This is a genomic window from Gemmatimonas groenlandica (genome assembly GCF_013004105.1).
Taxonomy (GTDB): domain Bacteria; phylum Gemmatimonadota; class Gemmatimonadetes; order Gemmatimonadales; family Gemmatimonadaceae; genus Gemmatimonas; species Gemmatimonas groenlandica.
In genome coordinates this window covers 2,422,792-2,443,427 of record NZ_CP053085.1, presented here as the reverse complement: position 1 = coordinate 2,443,427, position 20,636 = coordinate 2,422,792, and the positions used below count along the sequence as shown (strand labels likewise).

Below are 20,636 nucleotides of genomic sequence, written 5' to 3'. Positions count from 1 at the left end.
CGAGATCTCGTGAGCGAGACGATGCTGCTGTCGGGGGTGCACCGTGTGCGCCGTGCGTTGACGCGGTTGGTGTACGCGCGGGCCACGTTGCTCGCACTCGGTGTGGCCCTGTCGGTGTGGTTGGTGGCCGACGGCGTGGGCCTGGCGCGAGGCGCTGCGCCGATCGGCATGGGTCGTAGCGCGGCGATCGCGTTCGTCGTCGCGTTCGGGGTGGCGCTCGCGGTCAGTTGGGCACTGGCGGCACGTCGCACGCAAGGCATTACCGACGTGCGGGCGGCCTTGTGGCTTGAAGAGCGCGGCACCGGTGTGGGGACCGCGAGTTTTGCGCTGGTGACATTGGTCGAGGCACTGGTCGCGCGGCACTCGTCGGTCGCCGACGCAGCGGCGCGGGCCGTCTCGGAGAATCCGCTGCTGCAGGCGTCAGCACGCGCGGTGCTCGCACGAACGGATGTGCCGCGAGCCTTGCGACGTTCGGCGAGAAATCAGTTACTTGGCCCCGCGCTGTTCGCGGGAGGGGCGCTCACGGTGCTGATGCTCGGTGCATTGGTCCGCTCCATGGAGAGCGGCACGGCCGGCGCGCTGTTGCGCGCTGTGACCGGCGACACGGCGATGGCGACGCCTATTCCTGCGATGGGTGCGTGGAACGTGCGGGTCGATGCCCCCGCGTACACCCGGCGCGCTCCGCAGCAGTTCGGCGACATTCAGAACGTGGCGGCAGTGCGTGGAAGCACGGTGCGGCTGCGCGGCACCGGCCCCGTGCCGGAGACGGTGATCGAGCGACTCGTGGGTGAGGCCGCCGATTCGCTGGCGGCCGCGCGTCGCGAGCGGCGATTGGTGCCTGCCACGACGGGTGACGGCTGGGAGGTGCGCACGGTAGCGACCGATGGGCCAGTCACGCTGCAGCTAGAACGCGGCGGTCGTTCGCGGTTGCTCGTGGTGGAAGGTCGTGCCGATTCGATCCCGATCGTGTCACTCGTGCAGCCGGCGCGCGACAGTGTGTTCCGCACGACCGTGGGGTCGCTGGCGCTCGTCGCCTCGGTGCGTGACGACATCGGGCTCGCGAACGCCCACTTCGAGCTCATCGTGAGTTCGGGCGACGGTGAACGCTTCACGGCGCGCACCGTGCAGATGGGCGCGCGCGCATATGCCGGCGACCGGGCCGGCACGATCCGCGCGACGATGGACATCGCCGCCCTCAAGCTGGTCGCGGGCGACATCGTGCACCTGCGGGCGATCGCGCGCGATGCGCATCCCGCGTCGAACCGCGAGTTCGGCAGCAGCGAGACGCGCTCGTTCCGCATCGCGCGCGTGGCCGAATACGACTCGGTGGCCGTCGAACCCGCGCCGCCGCCGGAAGTCGACAAGTCGCTGCTCAGTCAGCGCATGCTGTTGATGCTCACGGAGAAGCTCGAGAAGCAACGGCCCACGCTGGAGCGCAAAACGCTCCTGAGTGAGTCGACCAAGATCGGGCGCGATCAGGCGAGGTTGCGACAGGCCGTCGGTGACGTGGTGTTTCAACGCCTCAGCGGCGACGTGAGTGGCGAGCACACGCACTCGGCCGGCGACGGGCATGATCATGGCGTCGAGCAGCAGCAGGGCAAACTCGCGCTGTCGGGTGGCAATACCGGCGGCGTGCTCGAGGAGGGCGACGACTCGCCGGTCATTGCGATCAACCAACCACTGTTGGAAGCGTACAACGCGATGTGGGACGCCGGGCGGGAGCTCGAGCAGGGGGACCCCAAGGCGGCGATTCCGCATATGCGACTCGCGTTGGCCGCCATCGAACGGGCGCGTTCCGCCGAGCGGCTGTATCTGCGCGGTAAGCCACCCACGGTGATCATCGACATCGCGAAAGTGCGACTCGCTGGAAAGGATACGGGCGTCACCAATCTCCGTCGATCGCGCGAGGCGCTGCCGCCGCGCGAGGCGCGCCGTGCGGTACGACTGGTCGCGGCCGCGCAGCTCGTGCCGAGCGATGCGTCGGCCGCACGTGATTCGCTCGCGGTCCTGCGCGCAGAAGCGCTTGGCGATTCGCCGGCGTTCGCCGCGGCCGTCGGCGCGGTGCTCGATGTACTCGGCCGCGAGGGCGATGTCACCGACGCGTTCATCCGCGCGCGTCGCGTGCTGGGCGGCGTCGTGCGCACGGAGGCCGGTGCCTGGTCACGCGGCGTGCCGCAATGAGCGACCTGCCCGCGAGCGAGATTGCCGCGAGCGATATGCGTGCCATCGAGCCATTCGTGTTCGCGACGGCGCAGTACGAATCGGGCGACTGGGACTCGGCGCCGATGCTGCCGGCCAACGTGATCGATTCGATCGCGCGCTACACGTCGCTCCCGGTTCGGCCGCAGGGAGTCACGGTGCCGTTGTCGTCAGAGGCCGTGTTCGCGTATCCACTCCTCTTTCTCACCGGACACCTGCCGGTGCGCTTCACCACGCGCGAGGCGGATGTGCTGCGTAAGTATCTGGTACGCGGCGGCTTGCTGTTCGTGGACGATCACAACCACGATGTGGACGGTGCCTTTCACAAGACTGTACGCGAAGAGATCCGTCGCGTAGCGGGGCCGCTGGCGCCGTTGCCGAACACGCACGAGCTGTATCGCAGCTTCTTCGTGTTCGAGAACGGACCGCCCACCACGTCGCATGAGATGAACGGGTGGGGCGACAATCTCGTGCACGAGCAGCTCGATGCCGTGCTGCGCAACGGCCGCATCTCGGTGTTGTACAGCAGCAAGGACTACAGCTCGGAGTGGAGCTTCCATCCCGACAACAAGCGGTTTCTCTCGGTCGACAACACGAAGTTCGCGGTGAATCTCGTGGTTTACGCGCTGACCCGATGACGCCGAACGCACCGAATCCGGCACGTGCTCTTCTCGAGCGGGTGCTGCGTACCGTGGCGTTGCTGACCTTGGCGGTCGCGCTGTACCTGGCGAACCGCCCAGCGAGCCCGCCGGGTGGTCGGGACGCTTTACGGCAGTGGTCAGTCGCCGACGTCACGGACAGCACCGCGACCGCGCTCACCACGGCCGTCGTGGGTGAGCTGATCGCGGCGGCAGGCGACACGCAGCCGCGACGCGTGACGGTCGACTTGTCGGCGTTGCCCAGCCCGCGCGCCCGCGCGCTGTTCGGCGCCGTCGATGGCGCTGACATCGCGCTGCGCTGGATCGATCGCACCCAGGCGTCGGGGATCGCGCTCTCCGCGACGACCGTGGCCGGTCATTCGCAGGCGATCGACGTACGCGTGGCCGGTTCGACGGCTGCGTCGTTGCCGTTGGTGCTCCGAGACCTCGGCGGCATGCTCGATTCCATTCCGGCCACGCGGCGCGCCGGCTGGCGACTGGCCAGCATGTCGCCGCCGCTGCGGGTGTTGATCGGCGCGTCGGAAGCCCGCGTGTTCGCGCGAGAGGCCGCACCGACGCGACGGGTGATGTTGATGGCCGAGCCGGGATGGGAGTCGAAGTTCGTTGCGGCCGCGCTGGAGGAAGCGGGGTGGCAGGTAGACGGCAGCTATCGCGTGTCTCCGCGCACCGCGATCACGGTTGGTGCACCAGCGCGCCTCGATACGTCGCGTTACGCTGTGGTGGTGTTGCTCGACAGCATGTCGGTCGATGCGGCCGGCGTCACACGCTTCGTGCAGCAAGGCGGAGGGCTCGTGCTCGGTGGTGATGCGCTGCGCATTTCGGCGTTGTCGCCGATCAGCCCCGCGCGCGCGACGTCGACGCGCGGTGGCGCGGCCGGCGCCCTGCTGACCAACGTCCCGCAGCGCGGTCTCGAAGCGTGGGAGTTGGTGGCGAATCGCGGTGCCGCGGTGGTGCGGTCGGACCCCTCGGAGCACGGGCACGCCGAGCCCGTGCTGGTCGCGCAACGTGTCGGCGCCGGTCGCGTGGTCGCCAGCGCCTATCGCAACAGCTGGCGCTGGCGGATGGAGGGCACCGATGACGGCGCCGCCGAGCATCGCGCGTGGTGGGGTGCTGTGTTGGGGCTGGCGGCCGGTGTGCCGACCGTGGCGGTCGATACGCTGGCTGACGCCTATCCTGGTGACGCGGCACCCTTCGCCGACCTTGTGGCGCGGATTGGCGGGCCGGTGGGGGCCGACAGTGCCGTTGCGCCGAACCGGACGTCCGCCCGATCGGCGTTCGACGCCCTGATGGATCGCCTGCGCGCCGCGCCCGGCCTACTGTTCATGGTGATCGCGTTGACGCTGCTGGGCGAATGGGCCTCGCGGCGCTTGCGCGGCAATCGATGAGACCTCTCACGTCCGGATGCATGGCATGAAGCAGCAGGTCGCGTTCCTCTCGCACTCCGATTGCGGTCGGCACGACACGGGGTGGGAGCACCCCGAGCACGTCGGACGACTGCGCGCCATCCCGCGCGCCTTGCGATACGATCAGGCGTTGTTCGAGGCGCTGCAGCATCACGAGGGCCGACACGCCACGGAAGACGAGATCGCTCTGGTGCACGATCGTGCGTACATCGCCAAAGTGCGCGACATGGCGCAGTCGGGCGGTGGCCGCCTCGATCCCGACACGGTCGTGAGCGAAGGATCGTGGGACGCCGCGACCGCGGGCACCGGGTGTGTGCTGGACGGGGTCGACATGGCATTCGATGGTCGTGCGCCCCGCAGTTTTTCGGCTGTGCGTCCCCCGGGGCATCATGCCCTCCGCGACCGCGCGATGGGGTTCTGTCTGTTCGGCAACGTGGCCATTGCCGCCCACTACGCGCTGGCCACCAAGGCGTGCGAGCGCGTGTTGATCGTGGATTGGGACGTGCATCACGGCAACGGCACGCAGGCGTTGGTGGAGCGTGAGCCGCGCATTCACTTCGTGTCGATGCATCAGTGGCCGTGGTACCCCGGCACCGGGGCGGCCGAAGACCGTGGTCCGCACGGTACGGTGTGGAACGTGCCGATGGCCCCGTCGCTGCCGTCGTCGCAATACATGGAGGCGCTGCTGCGCGCCGTCGATGCCGCGGCTGAGGGCTTCACGCCCGATCTGATCCTGCTGAGCGCCGGCTTCGACTGCCTCGAGGGCGACCCCCTCGGCGCCTTCACGCTGACGCTCGACGATATCGGCACGCTTACCCGGGCGCTCGTGGAACGCGCCGACCGCTGGTGCGGCGGTCGGCTGGTGAGCGCCATGGAAGGGGGATATGCCCCCGATCCTGTCGCGCAAGCCGTGCTGGTACACCTGGCGGCGCTGGCCTGACGGCCCGCCTGCCACCATGATTCGATGGTGATGACTACCATACCCGCCGCCCTCCTCTCGGTCGACCAGCCGCACGATCCGCCGCCGCGCACCATCTACCGGTCGCTGTCGGGTGAGGAGGTCATCGATTGTCATCCGCGCGATATCGCGCAGCTGATGGCGAATGGTGGACCGATGTGGGTCGACATCGACTCGTCGGTGCGCTCGCAGCATGCGATGCTGGAGAAAATTTTTCACTTTCATCCGCTCGCGATCGAGGACACCCTCAATCCGAATTCCCGCGTCAAGCTCGAAGAGTACGAGGGGTTCCTGTTCGTCATCATCCGCGGCGTGGCGCTCGCGGCTGACACCGACGATCCGTACGACCTCGAAACGAAGGAGCTGTACTGCTTCCTCGGGCCACACTACCTCGTGACGGTGCACGCCGGTCCAATGGCGTCGATCGACCGCGTATCGGAACAGCTGCGCCGGTCGCCGGAGCTGCTCTCGCGCGGCGTCGAGCGGGCGCTGCACGCGATTCTCGATGACACCATCGACAGTTTCTTCCCCATCATGCAGCAGATCGACGAGTTCATCGACGGGCTCGAGGAGCGCGTCTTCGTGGAGTTCGACGAAACGGCGCTGCGTGACCTGTTCCATGTGAAGCGGCTAGTGCTGTCGCTGCGACGCTATCTGCAACCCTCGCGCGAAGTCATGAACGTGCTCACGAATCGCCCGAGCACGTTGTTGACGCCGGATGTGCAGATCTATTTCCGGGACATTTACGATCACGTGCTCCGCATCAACGATGCGCTCGATACGTACCGGGATCTGCTCAGCAGCACCATGGATGCGTATCTCACGCAGGTGTCGAATCGTCTGGGAGCGACGACCAAGGCGTTGTCAGTCGTAGCCACGATGTCACTGCCGTTCGTCGTCGTGAGCGGCATGTGGGGCATGAATTTCTCGACGATTCCGCTGTCGGGCTGGCCACACGGCTTCTGGGTGCTACTGGTCGCACAGCTCGGGTTGGGCTGCCTGCTACTTTTGTATCTGCGGCGGCGTCGGCTGCTCTGACGCACCCGTTCGTCCGCCGGTTCTCCCCTCTCTCTCTTTCCTCGCCAGATGTTCTGCCCTGAATGCGGGACCTGGAACCGGGCAGCGGCCGCGCGCTGTACGCGCTGTGGCGTCCCGCTCCCGGACGTGTCGGCCCCGCCGATCGACATTCCTGACGAAGAGCTGCGCGAGCTGCGCGTGGCCACGGGCAATCGCTATACGGTGATGAAGCGGTTGGGGAGCGGCGGCATGGCGCATGTGTACCTGGCGAAACATGCGGTGCTGGCGCGGCCGCTGGTCATCAAGGTGCTGCACCGTACGCTGGCGCAGGAGCCGGAGATGCGCGAGCGCTTTCGACGGGAAGCCGAAGCGGCGGCGCGCCTGATTCATCCGTTCATCTGTGCGATTGCCGACATGGGCACGGCGGGTGACATCGAGTATCTCGCGATGCCGTACTACGCGGGCGGTTCGCTCGCCGACATGCTGTCCCGTCGCAAGACCGTCTCGGCCAACGCGGCGGCGTCGATCGCGGTGCAGGTCGCGTGTGCGCTCGACTACGCCCACCGGCACGGCGTGGTGCATCGCGACATCAAGCCCGACAACATTCTGTTCGACGAAGACGGCAACGTCGCCCTCACCGACTTCGGGATCGCGACGGCACGGTTCCACGGCCGACTCACCGCCAGCGGACGTGCCATGGGTACGCCGCATTACATGTCGCCCGAACAGGCGATGGGCAAACTGGTCGACGGCCGAAGCGACTTGTACGCTGTCGGTCTGCTGCTGTACGAGATGCTCCTGGGACATCCGCCGTTCGATGGCGAAGACTCGTATGCCGTGGGATACAAGCATGTGCACGAGGCGCCGGTCGCGCCCGATCAGGTGGACACGCGCATCCCGGCCGGACTGAGCGCGATCACGATGAAGTGCCTCTCGAAGCAAGCGGTCGATCGGTACGATCGCGGCTTCGAGCTGGCCGATGCGCTCGTCGCGTTTCTGGGGCAGGTACCGGGAGCTGAACTGCGCGCGGCCCGGTCGTCGCGTCCGTCGGGACTCACGCCGTTCTGATCTCATCCACCACGACTGCCCGTTCCATGCAATTGCACGCGGAAATGCTCACGGTCCACACGACGCACCCGTTCATCATCGCGCGCGGCGGTTTCAGCGAGTATCGCGTAGTCTGGGTGCGACTGCGTGATGCCGATGGCGCGGAAGGATGGGGCGAAGCGGCACCGAGTCGCTTCTACGGAGAGACCGCGGATAGCGTGATGGCGGCGATGGCGCAGTTCGCACCGGTACTCCAACGCGCGAACAGCTGGTCGATCGACGCCATCGAGCGCGAGCTCGAGAAGACACTGCGCTGGAATGCCGCGGCGCGTTGCGCGATCAGTTCGGCGCTGCATGATCTAGCGGCGAAGCGACTCGGTGTGCCGCTCTGGAAACTGTGGGGACTCGACCCCAAAGCGGCACCCCGTTCGACGTTCACGATCGGAATTGCGCCTGATGCCGAGACGTTGCGCGCGCGCGTGCGCGACGCCGCCGCCTATCCGATTCTCAAGATCAAGCTGGGCTCGACCTGGGACCGCGAGGTGCTGCGCATCGTCCGCGAGGAAGCCCCGCACGCGACGCTGCGCGTGGATGCCAACGCGGCGTGGACGCCCAAGCAGGCCCTCGCCATGCTGCAGCCGCTGTCCGACGTCGGTGTAGACATGCTGGAGCAGCCGCTCGCACCACACGATATCGAAGGACTTCGCTTCGTGCGTGAGCGTTCGCCGATTCCGGTCGTGGCCGACGAGTCGTGCGTCGTGGCGACCGACATTCCGAAGCTCGTGGGCGCGGTCGACGGGATCAACATCAAGCTCGCCAAGTGCGGCTCCTTGCGCGAGGCGATGCGCATGATCGCCGTGGCACGGGCGCACGGCATGCGCGTGATGTGTGGCTGCATGATCGAAACGACGCTCGGCATCGCGGCGGCCGCGCACTTCTCGCCGCTGCTCGACGACGCCGATCTGGACGGTGCGGCGTTGCTTTCCGACGATCCATTCACCGGCCCGTCGATTCCGAACGGACAGGTCACCCTCAGCGACGCGCCGGGGCTCGGCGTGCAGCGCCGCTGACCGACGCCGAGGGCGCGTTTCGCTGCATCGAGGTGGCGCTGGCTGCGCCACTGTTCCGCACGTTCACCTATCGCGTGCCCGATGGCATCGCGGTGCCGATCGCGCCCGGCACGCGTGTGTTGGTCTCTTTTCGTAATCGCCCCGAGATCGGGATCTGTCTGGGGGCCACTGTGCCGCCCGACGGGATCACGCTCAAGCCGATTCAGGCCGTCGTGGACGATGTGCCGTCGCTGCCGGCATCGCTGCTGCATACCGGCAAGTGGATTGCCGATTGGTACGCCGCGCCACTCGGCCTCACCCTGCGCTCCATGCTGCCCACGGCGCTCACGTCGGCCAAGGCGCCGGCGCCGGCATCGCGCACGCAGCGGATGGTGCGCATCGTGATGGATCTGCCGTCGCTGTTGCAGCGCGAGCAGACCTTCGCCCGCGCCAAGCAGCAGCGCGTCGTATACGACCTGCTGGAAGCACAGGGCGGCGCGGCGCCACTGGAGTCATTGCGCATCCAGGCCAACTGCAGCGCCGGCGTGTTCACGGCGATGGCGAAGCGCGGTCTCGTGGACATCCGTGACGAGGTGCAGCAGCGCGATCCGTTCGCCGATCGTGCCGGTACGCTGCCGCCGCCCAATCCGAGCGAGGCGCAGCGGGAGGCGGTGCGCGCGATCCTCGCCGGTGATCCAGGGCAGGTGTTTCTGCTACATGGGGTCACCGGCAGCGGCAAGACGTTGGTGTACATCGAAGTGCTGCGCGCCGTGCTGCAGCAGCGTGACAAGACGGCGATCGTGCTTGTGCCCGAGATCGCCCTCACCTCGCAAACGGTCGACCGATTCCGCGGCGCCTTCGGCGACGATGTGGCGGTGTTGCATTCGGGCTTGAGTGATGGGGAACGGCTTGATGCGTGGCAATCGCTGCGTCGGGGGGAACGGCGTATTGCCGTGGGTGCTCGCTCGGCGCTGTTTGCGCCACTCGAGCGCGTTGGTGTCGTGATCGTCGACGAGGAACACGAGAGCAGCTACAAGCAATCGGAGACGCCGCGCTACCATGCGCGCGAAGCGGCGATCGTGCGCGCGCGGGCGGAAGGCGCGGTGGTGGTGCTGGGCAGCGCCACGCCGAGCCTGGAAACGTGGGAACGCGCCGATCGCGGTCAGGCTATCCGGCTCACGCTGCCCGACCGCGCTGCCGGGGCGCAGCTGCCGCCGGTGACCGTGGTGGATATGCGCGTAGAGCTCAAACAGGCGGTGAAGGAACGCAATCCCAATGCGCCATTTGACGAGACGCTGGGTGTGTTCAGCAAGTCGTTGCTGGTGGCACTTGAGCAGCGGCTCGTACGCGGTGAGCAGAGCCTGCTACTGCTGAACCGACGCGGCTATTCGAGCTTCATGCAGTGCAACGCCTGTGGTGATGTGCCGGTGTGTCCGCATTGCAGCATCTCACTCACGTATCATCGCGTGCCTGAGATGCTCGTCTGTCACTACTGTCAGCATCAGCAGCCGGTGCCGGCGGTGTGTGCGCAGTGTTCGGCTGACACGATGCGCCGGCGCGGACTGGGTACGCAGCAGGTTGAGCGTGTGCTCTCCGAGCGCTTTCCCGAGGCGCGTATTGCGCGGATGGATGTCGATACCACCAGCGGCAAGTGGGCGCACACGCAGATTCTCGATCGCGTGGGCCGTGGCGAGGTGGACATCCTGCTGGGCACGCAGATGATCGCGAAGGGGCTCGACTTTCCGAACGTCACACTGGTCGGCGTCGTCGATGCCGATACGGGGCTGAATCTTCCCGACTTCCGCGCGGCCGAGCGCACGTTCCAGCTGGTCAGTCAGGTCGCGGGACGTGCGGGCCGTGGACCCAAGGGCGGCGACGTGATCATTCAGACACGCATGCCGAACAGTCATGCGATCCGTCACGCCATCACGCACGACGTCACCGGCTTCGTTCGGGAAGAGTTGGGGGCGCGACGGATGCCGGCGTATCCGCCATTCGTGAGCATCGCGAACGTGCTGGTCAGCGGTCTTGACCAGGCGGCGACGGCAGCAACGGCGGTGGCTGCGGCCAGTTGGGTGCAGCGACTGGTCGAACGTCAGGGGCTCCGCGACCTCGTGTTCGTCGGTCCCGCCCCGTGCCCCATCGACCGCATCAAGGATCGCTGGCGCTGGCATTTTCTCCTTAAGTCGTCACAGCCCAAGCTGATGACGCGCGTGGCGCGGTATATCGCCGAACGCTGCCCGGTGCCGAAGATGCACGAGCTGCGGCTCACGGTCGACCGCGATCCGGTGTCGCTGCTGTAGGCTGGTCCGCCCATCGTTTACTTTCCGGTATGTCGCTCAACAGCCTCGCGGAGATTCCGCCGTACGTGTTCTACGAACTCGATGCGCGTCGCAATCGGCAGCGCGCCGCCGGCAAGTCATTGATCGATGTCGGCATCGGCAGCCCCGATGGTCCGATCCCCGACGTCGTGATCGAGGCGATGCAGCGGACGGCGGCCGATCGCGGGTTGAGTGGCTATCCGGAGTTCCGGGCGCATCCGCTCTTTCGTCAGGCGGTGGCGGGATATCTGCACAACCGCTTCGGCGTAAGCGTCGACGCGGGGAGCGAGCTGCTGGCGCTGGCCGGGTCCAAAGAGGGCATCGCCGAGCTGATTCTCTCGCATACGAATCCGGGCGACGTCGTGCTGATTCCCGAGGTGTATTACCCGGTCTATGCTCGCGCGACGAGTTTGGCCGCAGCGCAGCCGGTGTTCGTGCCGTTCCTCCCCGACGGGCGTTTGGATCTCGAGGCCGTGGCGCCGGGCGACCTCGCGCGGGCCCGGGTGATGATCGTGAACTATCCGGGCAATCCCACCACCGCGACGATCACGCTCGACGACTACGCGCACCTCGTGGACTTCGCCGCGCGTCATGACATCCTGCTGATCAGTGACTTGGCGTATAGTGAGCTGTCGTACGACGGTTACGTCGTGCCGAGCGTGCTGCAAGTGCCGGGCGCGTCGCGCGTGGCGGTCGAGATGCATACGTGCAGCAAGAGCTTCAACATGGCTGGTGTGCGCATCGCCTTCGTGGCCGGCAAGCGAGAAGCGATCGCGCAGCTTGATGCGTACCGCTCCAACATCGGCTACGGCGTGAGCACGATGGCGCAGATGGCCGGCACGGCAGCGTTCACGCATCATGAAGCGATCGTGCCGCCGATCGTGGCGGAGTACCGCGCACGTCGCGATGCGCTAGTCGCGGCGATGCAGGCCGGGGGCTGGGATGTGCAGGCGCCCAAGGCCACGATGTATCTGTGGCTGCCGGTGCCGGGGGGCTACGACGACTGGGGCTGGGTGGACGCACTGATGGAGGGCCCGGGTGTGGTCGTGACGCCGGGCATCGCCTTCGGCGAAGCGGGACGAGGACGCTTCCGCGTCTCACTGGTACAGCCGGCCGACGTGCTCACGAAAGCGGCCGCTGCGATCACGTCGATCGCAGCGGCCGCACCGTCGTCCTGAGTGACACCTCAGGATCGCGGCGTGTGTTCCGGCGTTACTTGGCCGCGGCGGGCTTGGGCTCGCTGATAGCCATGTCCCACTGCACCTGCACTTCGTTCTCGATCGGATTCACCGATGAGTCGTACGCGACGCCGTAGTCCTTGCGGTTGATGGCGAACTGACCGCGGAAGCGGCCGGCGCCCTTCTCGTAAAACACCGCTGTGGCCGGCACGACGATGCGCTTTGTTACACCACGGATCGTGAGATCGCCGGCGATGTCGAGCTTGCCTTCGGCGACCTTCGTGACGCTGACCGACTTGAACGTGATCGTCGGGAACTTGGCGACGTCGAAGAAGTCCGGGCTGCGGAGGTGATTGTCGCGCATGTCGACGCGGGTGTTGAGGCTGGTCGCGTCGATGGAAATGGAAACCGTAGACGCCGCCCAGTTCGTCGCGTCGAGCTTCACGTCGGCGTCCCACTTGCCGAAGAATCCGTGCGCGCTGAGGAGGCGAGAATCGGCGATGAAGTTGATCTGGCTGTGGTTCTTGTCGATGACGTGCGGCTTCACATCGACGAACGGACGGGCGGCCATCAGGACAGGCACGAGCATCGCGCCGGCGAGGAAACGTGAGGACTTGGTCATATGTTGTATCTTGGAAAAGATGAAAGTGATGCGTGTCTTTGTGTGTACTGTGTTTGCTTAGGCAATAGTATAGTAATAAGGTAACTACCCATCGGGAGAAGGCAAGGGGCGAATCGGGATTTCCGCTTGTTCGGGGGTGCCGCGCCCGGTGATGTTTCCAAGGTGACCCGCTTCCGCCCGCCTGCCTTCGACGACGCGCCGCTCTCAACGGCGCCGGACGCCCGTTTTGTGCCCGCGCCGGCAGATGGGGTGCTGCCCGACGGCTTCTTCTCGACGACGAACCTGCCGACCTACGTGCGAATCGGCGGCGCCTGGCGATTGCCGCTTGAGCCGCGCATGGACTCGGGCATCGTGCTCGGCACGGACGGGCTGCTGCGGATTCGCGAAGGCCGACGCGTCGCCCAGGGCGATCTGGTGGTGGTCGGCGAGGCGGAGGACGGGAGCGAAGGGGTCTTCGTCCACATGCACGCATTCGTGGAGCCGGATGACGGCAGCGAGTTCCGATTCATGACGAGTGAAGTGTCTCGTGAGAAGCCGATCGACTACCGTCAGATGGCGCTGCTGCTGCTCGAGCAGCGCGACGCTGGTGGCTACGTCACGTGGGTGGCCGGCCCAGCACTCGTGCACTCGCGGGCCCGCACGGACATGACCTGGTTCGTGGAGAACGGCTTCGTGCAGGTGCTGCTGGCGGGCAATGCTGTCGCCGTGCACGATATCGAAGCGTCGATGTTCGGCACGACGCTTGGCATGACCGGTACGGGGCAGGCGAGTACCGGTGGGCACGGCCTGCATATGCGCGCGATCAACGCGGTGCGTGGCGCGGGCTCGATCGCGAATGCGGTGGAGCAGGGTATCGTCAGGGACGGCATCATGCACGCGCTGGTGACGCGCGGTGTCCCCTTCGTGCTCTGCGGCTCGATTCGTGACGACGGGCCGCTGCCCGACGTGATCACCGATGCGGTCGAGGCGCAGGATGCCATGCGTGCCCACGCGACGAAAGCGACAATGGCGGTGATGATCGCGACGGCGCTGCACGCGATCGCCACAGGTAACATGCTGCCGTCGTTCACGATGGACCGCGACGGCATATTGCACGAGCTGCCGACGATCTGCGTGGACTCGTCGGAGTTCGTCGTGAGCAAACTCAAGGACCGCGGGACGCGGCAGGCGTTCGGTGTGGTCACCAACGCGCAGGACTTTCTGCACATTCTGCGACTGTTCATCGAGCGCGAGCAGGACGCACGCGATCGCAATCCGACCAACCGTGATCACGCGTCGCGTGCCGGCAAGTCGCCTTATCCGTTCCTTCCGATTACTTGATTCACCTGATGACGCTCCCCATCGATACGACTGTTCCAGAAGAAGACGCGCCGCAGGCGGAGTTGGTCGACGCGCCCGATCGCGCCGACGCGCCGGTATCCGAGATTACCGAGCGATTCCTCAAGGTGGTGATCGCGCATGTGCCGCTCGATCGCATCGAGGAGTTGCACTTGTTCTCGCCGTTGCGGCAAGGCGGCGTGGAGACGGGTATCGCGGTGATCGCGGCGCGTGTGCCGGTGGTGGTCGTCGAGTCGTCGGCGGCCCCGGAGCTGCCGTTCGAGGAGGTTGTCGACGAGGAGGAGCCCGCACCCGAAGACGAAGCGGAAATCGACGCGGAAGGCGACGCTGAAGTCGAAGCTGAAGGCGAGGTCGAAGCCGATGCGGAGAACACGCACGGCGACGTTGAGGCGGCGCTCGATGTCGACGTCATCGCCGAGCATGCCGCTGACGAGGAACTGGACGAAGCCGATGTCCTGGCCGATGCTGACGACGTGGCGGTGATCGAAACCACGCCGGTGCCGCGCGTCCGACACACGGTGTACACGGCTCGCTACCGGCTCGTGCAGAAGGGTCCGGAGCGCGGCAAGTGGGAAGCTGACGTCGTGGCGGAGGCCGAGGCCCCGCTCATCACGGTGGATCTGGTGGTTCGAGGCGTTCAGCGTCGCGCGGGTGAGGAGTCGGAGATCGTGCGCTACTCGGCACCACAGTTGGCGCGGGCACTCCGCGTGCCGTTCCCCGCGGTCTGATTCACACCGAGAGCGATCCCATATGAGTGATTCGCACGAGGCGACGACGAGTACGGCGGCCATCGCGGCCGACCGTGAGGCGTTTCGTGTCTTCCTGCGCGATCACAATCTGCCCGCCACGGCGCAGCGGCTGGCGATCGCCGATGTCGTGTTGGGAACCGACCGGCACCTGTCGGCCGAAGACGTGGCGCGTGAGCTGCGCGCACATGGCGCGGCGGCCGGCACGGCGACCGTGTATCGCACGCTCGAGGTCCTCGTGCGCAGCGGACTCGTGGTGGAGCGCGACTTCGGCGAAGGCTTCAAGCGCTACGAGGCGTCGCGCGGCATTCCGCACCACGAGCATCTATTGTGCACGGTATGCGGTAAGGTCACGGAGTTTCGTGATGAACGATTGGAACGTATGACGACGCTCTTGGCCGAAGCGCATGATTTCTCGCGCCAGCGTCACCGGCTTGTGATTTATGGTCTGTGCGGCGACTGCCGTCGCGGACTTCCCTCTAGTTCTGCGAGTGCGCGTCGTGGCTCCTGATTCCCTGACAGTTCTGGTCGCGTTCACCGCGGGATTACTGAGCTTCCTCAGTCCGTGTGTGCTTCCCCTCGTGCCGAGTTACATCACGTTCATCACGGGGATGGGACTCGACGATGTGTCACGTTCCCGGCGAGCAGCGCTCACGCACGCCGTGCTGTTCGTCATTGGCTTCTCGTTCATCTTCGTGGCACTTGGGGCCGGCGCCACGGCATTCGGCCAATTGATGCTCGCCTACCGCGTGTGGATTGCGCGCGTAGGTGGTGCGTTGATGGTGCTGATGGGACTCTGGATGATCGGTGTGCTGAACATCGGTGCCTTGCAGCAGGAGCGTCGCGTACACCTGAGCGACAAACCAATCGGCTTCCTCGGCACGATCCTGGTGGGCATCGCCTTCGGCGCGGGCTGGACGCCATGTCTCGGTCCGACGCTTGGCGCGATTCTGTTGCTCGCCGCGAACGAGTCGCAGCTGGCCAAGGGCGTCACGCTCCTCTCGTTCTACTCGCTCGGGCTGGCGGTGCCATTCCTCTTGAGTGCGCTCGCCCTCGAACACTTCCTCGGATTCTTCCAGAAGTTCAAGAAGAATCTGGGGCTCGTGAATCGTATTGCTGGCGTGCTGTTGATTCTGGTCGGTGTGCTGATGTTTACCGGATGGTTCGAGCGTCTGGCGGCCATTCTGCAGCCGCTCACGCCGGCCTTCCTGGTGGAGCGTCTGTAGCCGACGCCGCCGGCCGCACTTACGCCGCTTCGATCGCCTCGAGGAGCTGCTGACGTTGCAGCAATTGCGTGTAGCGTCCGCCGAGCCGAACGAGCTCTTCGTGCGTTCCCTGCTCGACGATGCGGCCGTCGTCGAGCACGAGAATGTGATCCGCGTCGCGCACGGCGCTCACGCGATGCGAGGTAATCAGGGCCGTGCGACCCTGCAGGGCGGTGCGCAGCTCATGGAGAATTGCGGCTTCCGTCTGGGTGTCCACGGCGGATAGCGCATCGTCAAGCAGTACCACGCGCGGGCTACGCGCGAGCGCACGCGCCAGCGCAGTCCGCTGCTTCTGGCCGCCCGAGAGGTTGATACCGCGCTCACCGAGCCGCGTCTCGAAGCCACTGGGGAGTGAAGCGATCGTGTCCCGCAGCTGTGCGATGCCGGTGGCGTGTTCCAGACGTTCGCGGTCTGGCGCCTCGAGACCATAGCCGATGTTCTCGCCCACGGTTTCGCTGAAGAGCAGCGCTTCCTGCGGCACGTATCCCAGTTCCGCGCGGAGTGCACCAATTGGCAGCTCGCGGATGTCGACGCCGTCGAGCAGTACCTGTCCTTCCTGCGGATCGAAGAAGCGCGGGATCAGGTCCATCAGTGCACTCTTGCCGGAGCCGGTCGCACCGACGATCGCGAGCGTGCCGCCAGCGGCGATACGGAAGGAGACATCGCGTAGAATCCAGCGCGACTCGGCCGGTGGCGCGCCGTCCGGCGTGTGTTCGTAGTTGGCATCGCGCGCGGCCCCGTCTTCGCTCACGATGACGGGGCGCGGATACCGGAACGACACGTGTCGAAACTCGACGGTGCGCCCGCCCTGCTGGGCGTCGGTGCCACCCACCGCGACCGGGAGGCTGGCGACGCCGGTGTCTTGCACCGACAACGGCTTCGCGTCGAGCAGCTCCAGCACGCGGGTCATCGACGCGGCGGCGCGCTGAAAGAGATTCGTCGTCCAGCCAAGCGCAATGAGCGGCCAGGTGAGTTGCGCGAGATAGATACCGAACGCGACGTAGCCGCCCACGGTGACGTTTCCTTGGATAAGGAGACGTCCCCCGACTCCGATCGTGACCGCACCGCCCAGCCCCGCGAGCAGCCCGAACCCTGGGTTCATGACGCCGTTGAGCTTCGCGAGCCGCATATTGGCGGCGAGGTACTTGTCGCCGAGCGTCACGAAACGCGCAGTTTCGGCCTGCTCCTGCCGATAGGCCCGGACAACCCGCACGCCCGAGAGGTTCTCCTGCGCGCGTGTGGTGAGCTGGCTGAACTGCGACTGCACGGCCTCAAAGCGGTCGTGCACGAGGCGTCCGAGGCGCAGCATGAGTATGGGGAGACCGATCATGGGGAGCAGCGCGACGGCCGTGAGGAGCGGGCTGATGCGCACCATCATGATCATCGCGAACAGGGCACCGAAGATGGTGTTCACGAGGTACATCACGGCCGGCCCGGCGGCCATGCGCACGGCGCCGAGGTCGTTGGTGAGACGCGCCATGAGATCCCCCGTGCGCCAGCGGGCGTACCAACTGGCATCGAGGGTGCTGAGGCGCGAAAAGATGTCGTGGCGGAGATCAGTTTCGATGCGACGACTGATGCTGTTGAGCAGAAGTCGCATGCTGAAGCGGAGCACGCCACTGGCAACGGCAGTGATGAGCATCACACCGCCGAGGCGCAGGATGGTGTTGACCGTAGCGCCCGCCCGGATGTCGTCCACTCCGCGTTGCAACAGGGACGGAATGACACTGGCCAGGAACGCGGCCAGGACGACAGATCCGAGCCCGCACGCAACTTGCCACCGGTACGGGTGGTAGTAGGGGAGTAGGCGTCGCAGGGCGCGCCGCGCTGGCATCGGCGGCAATGCGCGTGTAGTTCCGTTCATCAGTACTCCGAATTTCGCTCGGCGACGCGTTTCACTTATCTTCATCTCGCGGGAGTGTCCCGCGTCCCTTTCTCAGGAGTTTCTGTATGCGTCAATATATTCGTTCGTCACGTCCCACGATGATTCTGGCCGCGTTCTCGCTGGCTGCCCTGGCCGCTTGCGGCGACAAGGCTGCCGACAACGCGTCGCTGAACGCTGACAGCACGCTGGGTCGCGATCTGGCGATGGCGACGGATTCGGCGCAGCCGAAGCTCGAGGACGTTCCGGTCACGCCCCCCCCCGGCCCCCGCCGCCGCCGCGCCGGCCCCGGCCCCGAAGCCGGCGGCTCCTCGCCCGCGTCCGACCACGACCGCACCAAAGCCGTCGGCGCCATCGACGAAGCCGGCTCCTGCTCCGGCCGCCGTAACGGGTGTCGTGGCCTCGGGCACGTCGTTCCGCTTCGCCACGAATAACAAAGTATGCAGCAACACGGTGACCGTCGGTGAGAAGTTCACCGCGTCGCTGGAGCAGTCGGTGACCGCCACCAACGGCGTCGTGATTCCGGAAGGCGCGACGGGCACGTTTGAAGTGACGGAAGCGAAGACGGCGAAGAACTCGAGCGACCAGACGTCGCTGACGGTGCGCCTGGTGTCGGTAACGTACGGTGGCCGCACGTATCCGTTGGAAGCCACGGTGCAGTCGGCGTCGGCCGAGCGCGTGCGCAGCGCGACGAAGGGCACGGATGCGAAGAAGGTCGCCGGTGGCGCGATCATCGGCGCGATCGCGGGCCAGATCATCGGGAAGAACACGAAGGGCACAGTGATCGGTGCGGCCGCTGGTGCGGCGGCAGGCACAGCGGCGGCTGCGGCCACGGCGAACTACGACACGTGCATCAACGCGGGTGCGGGCATCAGCGCGACGCTGGACGCGCCGGTTACGGTGCGGCCGAACGCGACGCCGTAATTCGAACAACGAACGGCGCTGAGAATAAACGGCGCTAAGAGTAAACGGCGCTAAGGTAAGAAGCGCTAAGAGTAAACTGCGGTGCGAACGCAACCGCATCGGAAAGAGAGCCCCGTGACCATTGGTCACGGGGCTCTGCTTTCTTCCGACGCCGTTCACGCCCCTTATTCTTCGCGCCGTTTACTTTAGCGCCGTTCACTCTTAGCGCCCGTAACTCTTAGCGCCGTTCATCAGTTCAATACCCGACTGCTCCCCCGCTCCGCCTCGGCTCCGGTACTCCTTCCCATCCGTTCTTCACGCGCATGATCGCGTTGATGTTCACGAGTGCGCGCAACTTCCGCATGGAGTATCCCATCTTCGTGAGCGAGTCGAGCACGGCGGGACGGATGCCACCGTCCTCGTACGTCAGGGAATCGGGCAGCGCCTGATGATGCACGCGTGGCGCGCGCATCGCGTCGGCGAGTGACATGTGATGGTCGATCACATTCAAGATTACCTGCGTGGTGCCGGTGATGATCGTGGGCCCGCCGGCAGCGCCGACCACCAGGAACACGCGACCGGTCTTGTCGAGGACGATCGTCGGCGACATCGCGCTCAGCATGCGCTTGCCGGGCTGAATGGCGTTCGCCTCGCCCTGCACCAAGCCGTACATGTTCGCCGTACCCGGCTGCACGGCGAAGTCATCCATCTCGTCATTCAGCATGAAACCGGCGCCGCGCACCCAGACGCCCGAGCCCCACGAGTTGTTCAACGTGGTGGTGGTCGACACGGCGTTGCCGCTCTTGTCGACGACGGCGTAGTGCGTCGTGTGTTCCGGTTCGCGTACGGGCTGCTGCATCATCGGCTCGAGCGCCTTCGTGCTCGTCACTCGCGTATCGTTGATCGTGGCGGCCAACGTCTTTGCATACGCTTTGCTGGTGAGTTGCTCCATCGGCACCTTCACGAAGGCCGGGTCGCCGAGCTTGCTGTTGCGATCGATGAACGCGCGTTGAAACGCGCTGCCGACCAAATGGAACCAACGCGTGCTGCCGTACGCCGGCACGGTGCTGTACTGCTCGAGAATGTTGAGGGCTTCCGTCATCGTCACGCCGCCCGATGACGAGGGCGGCATGGCCAGCAGGCGATAGCCGCGGTACGTACTCGCGATCGCCGTGCGTGGCACCGGCGTGTACGCCTTGAGATCGGCACGCGTGATCACACCACCACCGCGCCGCTGTTCGGCCACCAGCGAGTCGGCGATCCAGCCCTCGTAAAACGCCTTGGCGCCATTGTCGGCAATCGCCTGCAGGGTGCGCGCGAGATCGGGCTGCACCAACCGTGCACCGGCGGGGAGCGCCTTGCCGTTCGGGAAGTACGGCGTGACCGGGCTGTTGCGCGAAACCGTGGTCGCGGCGCGAGACATCGACCCCGCCAGCGCGGTGTCGATCACGAACCCCTCACGCGCGAGTGTAATGGCCGGCTGCATGACACGCGACAACGACATCGTCCCGTACTTCTCGAGCAGCATGCTCAGCCCGGCCACAGCGCCCGGCACACCACTCGCGAGATGCCCTTCGATGCTGCGGTCGGTGACTTTCCCGTTCGCATCGAGATACATGTTGCGCGTCGCCGCCAGCGGCGCGACTTCGCGATAGTCGATCGCCGCGGTGCGTCCGTCGGCCATGTGCACGATGGAGTATCCGCCGCCGCCGATGTTGCCCGCCTCCGGCCACGTGACCGCCAACGCGAAGCCGAGGGCGACCGCGGCATCGACGGCATTGCCGCCGGCCTTCATGATCTCGGCGGCCGCTGCGCTCGCCGAGGGGCTGTTGCTGACCGCGATTGCCTGCGACGCGAAGGTGGACGACGCACCAGCGGGGAGACGCCACCCGTCGGGGAAGCGCGCCGGTTCACGCGCTGGTTCGGCGCTGGAGGTGGCGGCCGGGGTGGCGCTCTGCGCACACGCACCCAACACGGAGATCGACAGCGACAGAACGAGCGCCTTGGAAACAGTCATGCGTGCGTGGTGAAGAGGGTGTTGGGAGCGGA

18 protein-coding genes are annotated in these 20,636 nt (G+C 66.2%); 15 read left to right on the top strand and 3 right to left on the bottom strand.

All coding sequences use genetic code 11. The features are described from left to right. Positions 1-9: 9 nt before the first annotated feature. The 9 genes from HKW67_RS10280 (at position 10) to HKW67_RS10240 (ending at position 11,831) form a co-directional block, all read left to right on the top strand. A complete protein-coding gene (locus HKW67_RS10280) occupies positions 10-2,181 on the top strand; it encodes a hypothetical protein (protein ID WP_171225299.1) in 2,172 nt (723 codons plus the stop codon). Further along, the gene (locus HKW67_RS10275) at positions 2,178-2,837 is read left to right on the top strand and encodes a DUF4159 domain-containing protein (protein ID WP_230981163.1); all 660 of its coding nucleotides are present in this window, start codon (positions 2,178-2,180) and stop codon (positions 2,835-2,837) included. The genes HKW67_RS10280 and HKW67_RS10275 overlap by 4 nt, the downstream gene beginning before the upstream one ends. Next, complete coding sequence (locus HKW67_RS10270) at positions 2,834-4,243, top strand: hypothetical protein (protein WP_171225298.1); 1,410 nt, start codon at positions 2,834-2,836, stop codon at positions 4,241-4,243. The genes HKW67_RS10275 and HKW67_RS10270 overlap by 4 nt, the downstream gene beginning before the upstream one ends. A 25-nt stretch (positions 4,244-4,268) precedes the next feature. Further along, the gene (locus HKW67_RS10265) at positions 4,269-5,201 is read left to right on the top strand and encodes a histone deacetylase family protein (protein ID WP_171225297.1); all 933 of its coding nucleotides are present in this window, start codon (positions 4,269-4,271) and stop codon (positions 5,199-5,201) included. A gap of 30 nt (positions 5,202-5,231) precedes the next feature. Continuing rightward, entirely contained in the window at positions 5,232-6,257 is a 1,026-nt protein-coding gene (gene corA / locus HKW67_RS10260) for a magnesium/cobalt transporter CorA (RefSeq protein ID WP_171225296.1), read from the top strand. Between the two features lie 126 nt (positions 6,258-6,383). Further along, a complete protein-coding gene (locus HKW67_RS10255; protein ID WP_171225295.1) occupies positions 6,384-7,304 on the top strand; it encodes a serine/threonine-protein kinase in 921 nt (306 codons plus the stop codon). Positions 7,305-7,330: 26 nt separating this feature from the next. Next, positions 7,331-8,353 carry a dipeptide epimerase gene (locus HKW67_RS10250; protein ID WP_171225294.1) on the top strand — a complete coding sequence of 341 codons (1,023 nt, stop codon included), beginning with the start codon at positions 7,331-7,333 and terminating at the stop codon, positions 8,351-8,353. A 32-nt stretch (positions 8,354-8,385) separates the two neighbouring features. Continuing rightward, positions 8,386-10,635 carry a replication restart helicase PriA gene (gene priA, locus HKW67_RS10245; protein ID WP_171225293.1) on the top strand — a complete coding sequence of 750 codons (2,250 nt, stop codon included), beginning with the start codon at positions 8,386-8,388 and terminating at the stop codon, positions 10,633-10,635. A gap of 29 nt (positions 10,636-10,664) precedes the next feature. After that, complete coding sequence (locus tag HKW67_RS10240; RefSeq protein WP_171225292.1) at positions 10,665-11,831, top strand: aminotransferase class I/II-fold pyridoxal phosphate-dependent enzyme; 1,167 nt, start codon at positions 10,665-10,667, stop codon at positions 11,829-11,831. 34 nt (positions 11,832-11,865) lie between these two features. Here the strand turns inward: HKW67_RS10240 and HKW67_RS10235 are convergent, their stop codons facing one another. Next, positions 11,866-12,453 carry a YceI family protein gene (locus HKW67_RS10235; RefSeq protein ID WP_171225291.1) on the bottom strand — a complete coding sequence of 196 codons (588 nt, stop codon included), beginning with the start codon at positions 12,451-12,453 and terminating at the stop codon, positions 11,866-11,868. A 162-nt stretch (positions 12,454-12,615) separates the two neighbouring features. On the opposite strand from HKW67_RS10235, the gene HKW67_RS10230 reads away from it, so the two are divergent. The 4 genes from HKW67_RS10230 to HKW67_RS10215 are packed head-to-tail and all read left to right on the top strand — an operon-like array spanning position 12,616 to position 15,763. Continuing rightward, on the top strand, positions 12,616-13,773 hold the full coding sequence (locus HKW67_RS10230; protein ID WP_206044682.1) for a putative NPN-dependent ornithine cyclodeaminase: 1,158 nt from the start codon (positions 12,616-12,618) through the stop codon (positions 13,771-13,773). A gap of 8 nt (positions 13,774-13,781) precedes the next feature. Continuing rightward, positions 13,782-14,519, top strand: a complete 738-nt coding sequence (locus tag HKW67_RS10225; RefSeq protein ID WP_171225290.1) for a hypothetical protein — start codon at positions 13,782-13,784, stop codon at positions 14,517-14,519. A 22-nt stretch (positions 14,520-14,541) separates the two neighbouring features. After that, positions 14,542-15,048 (top strand): Fur family transcriptional regulator, encoded by a 507-nt coding sequence (locus HKW67_RS10220; protein WP_171225289.1) that lies wholly within the window; start codon positions 14,542-14,544, stop codon positions 15,046-15,048. Next, entirely contained in the window at positions 15,038-15,763 is a 726-nt protein-coding gene (locus HKW67_RS10215; protein WP_171225288.1) for a cytochrome c biogenesis CcdA family protein, read from the top strand. Before HKW67_RS10220 ends, HKW67_RS10215 begins: the two co-directional genes overlap by 11 nt. A gap of 19 nt (positions 15,764-15,782) precedes the next feature. Here the strand turns inward: HKW67_RS10215 and HKW67_RS10210 are convergent, their stop codons facing one another. After that, complete coding sequence (locus HKW67_RS10210) at positions 15,783-17,666, bottom strand: ABC transporter ATP-binding protein (RefSeq protein ID WP_171225287.1); 1,884 nt, start codon at positions 17,664-17,666, stop codon at positions 15,783-15,785. 86 nt (positions 17,667-17,752) lie between these two features. Between HKW67_RS10210 and HKW67_RS10205 the strand changes: the two genes are divergently transcribed. Continuing rightward, positions 17,753-18,118 (top strand): hypothetical protein, encoded by a 366-nt coding sequence (locus HKW67_RS10205; protein WP_171225286.1) that lies wholly within the window; start codon positions 17,753-17,755, stop codon positions 18,116-18,118. Positions 18,119-18,137: 19 nt separating this feature from the next. Beyond that, complete coding sequence (locus HKW67_RS10200; RefSeq protein ID WP_206044681.1) at positions 18,138-18,608, top strand: hypothetical protein; 471 nt, start codon at positions 18,138-18,140, stop codon at positions 18,606-18,608. 235 nt (positions 18,609-18,843) lie between these two features. Here HKW67_RS10200 and ggt read toward each other — a convergent pair whose 3' ends face one another. Continuing rightward, positions 18,844-20,604 carry a gamma-glutamyltransferase gene (ggt, locus tag HKW67_RS10195; protein ID WP_171225284.1) on the bottom strand — a complete coding sequence of 587 codons (1,761 nt, stop codon included), beginning with the start codon at positions 20,602-20,604 and terminating at the stop codon, positions 18,844-18,846. Positions 20,605-20,636: the final 32 nt, after the last annotated feature.

What these genes read in the sequence shown, in the direction of transcription:
- HKW67_RS10275 (WP_230981163.1), top strand. Translation starts at nt 2,178, where the DNA reads ATGAGCGACCTGCCCGCGAGCGAGATTGCCGCGAGCGATATGCGTGCC.
- HKW67_RS10270 (WP_171225298.1), top strand. Translation starts at nt 2,834, where the DNA reads ATGACGCCGAACGCACCGAATCCGGCACGTGCTCTTCTCGAGCGGGTG.
- HKW67_RS10265 (WP_171225297.1), top strand. Translation starts at nt 4,269, where the DNA reads ATGAAGCAGCAGGTCGCGTTCCTCTCGCACTCCGATTGCGGTCGGCAC.
- corA (WP_171225296.1), top strand. Translation starts at nt 5,232, where the DNA reads ATGACTACCATACCCGCCGCCCTCCTCTCGGTCGACCAGCCGCACGAT.
- HKW67_RS10250 (WP_171225294.1), top strand. Translation starts at nt 7,331, where the DNA reads ATGCAATTGCACGCGGAAATGCTCACGGTCCACACGACGCACCCGTTC.
- HKW67_RS10240 (WP_171225292.1), top strand. Translation starts at nt 10,665, where the DNA reads ATGTCGCTCAACAGCCTCGCGGAGATTCCGCCGTACGTGTTCTACGAA.
- HKW67_RS10235 (WP_171225291.1), bottom strand. Translation starts at nt 12,453, where the DNA reads ATGACCAAGTCCTCACGTTTCCTCGCCGGCGCGATGCTCGTGCCTGTC.
- HKW67_RS10225 (WP_171225290.1), top strand. Translation starts at nt 13,782, where the DNA reads ATGACGCTCCCCATCGATACGACTGTTCCAGAAGAAGACGCGCCGCAG.
- HKW67_RS10220 (WP_171225289.1), top strand. Translation starts at nt 14,542, where the DNA reads ATGAGTGATTCGCACGAGGCGACGACGAGTACGGCGGCCATCGCGGCC.
- HKW67_RS10210 (WP_171225287.1), bottom strand. Translation starts at nt 17,666, where the DNA reads ATGAACGGAACTACACGCGCATTGCCGCCGATGCCAGCGCGGCGCGCC.
- HKW67_RS10205 (WP_171225286.1), top strand. Translation starts at nt 17,753, where the DNA reads ATGCGTCAATATATTCGTTCGTCACGTCCCACGATGATTCTGGCCGCG.
- ggt (WP_171225284.1), bottom strand. Translation starts at nt 20,604, where the DNA reads ATGACTGTTTCCAAGGCGCTCGTTCTGTCGCTGTCGATCTCCGTGTTG.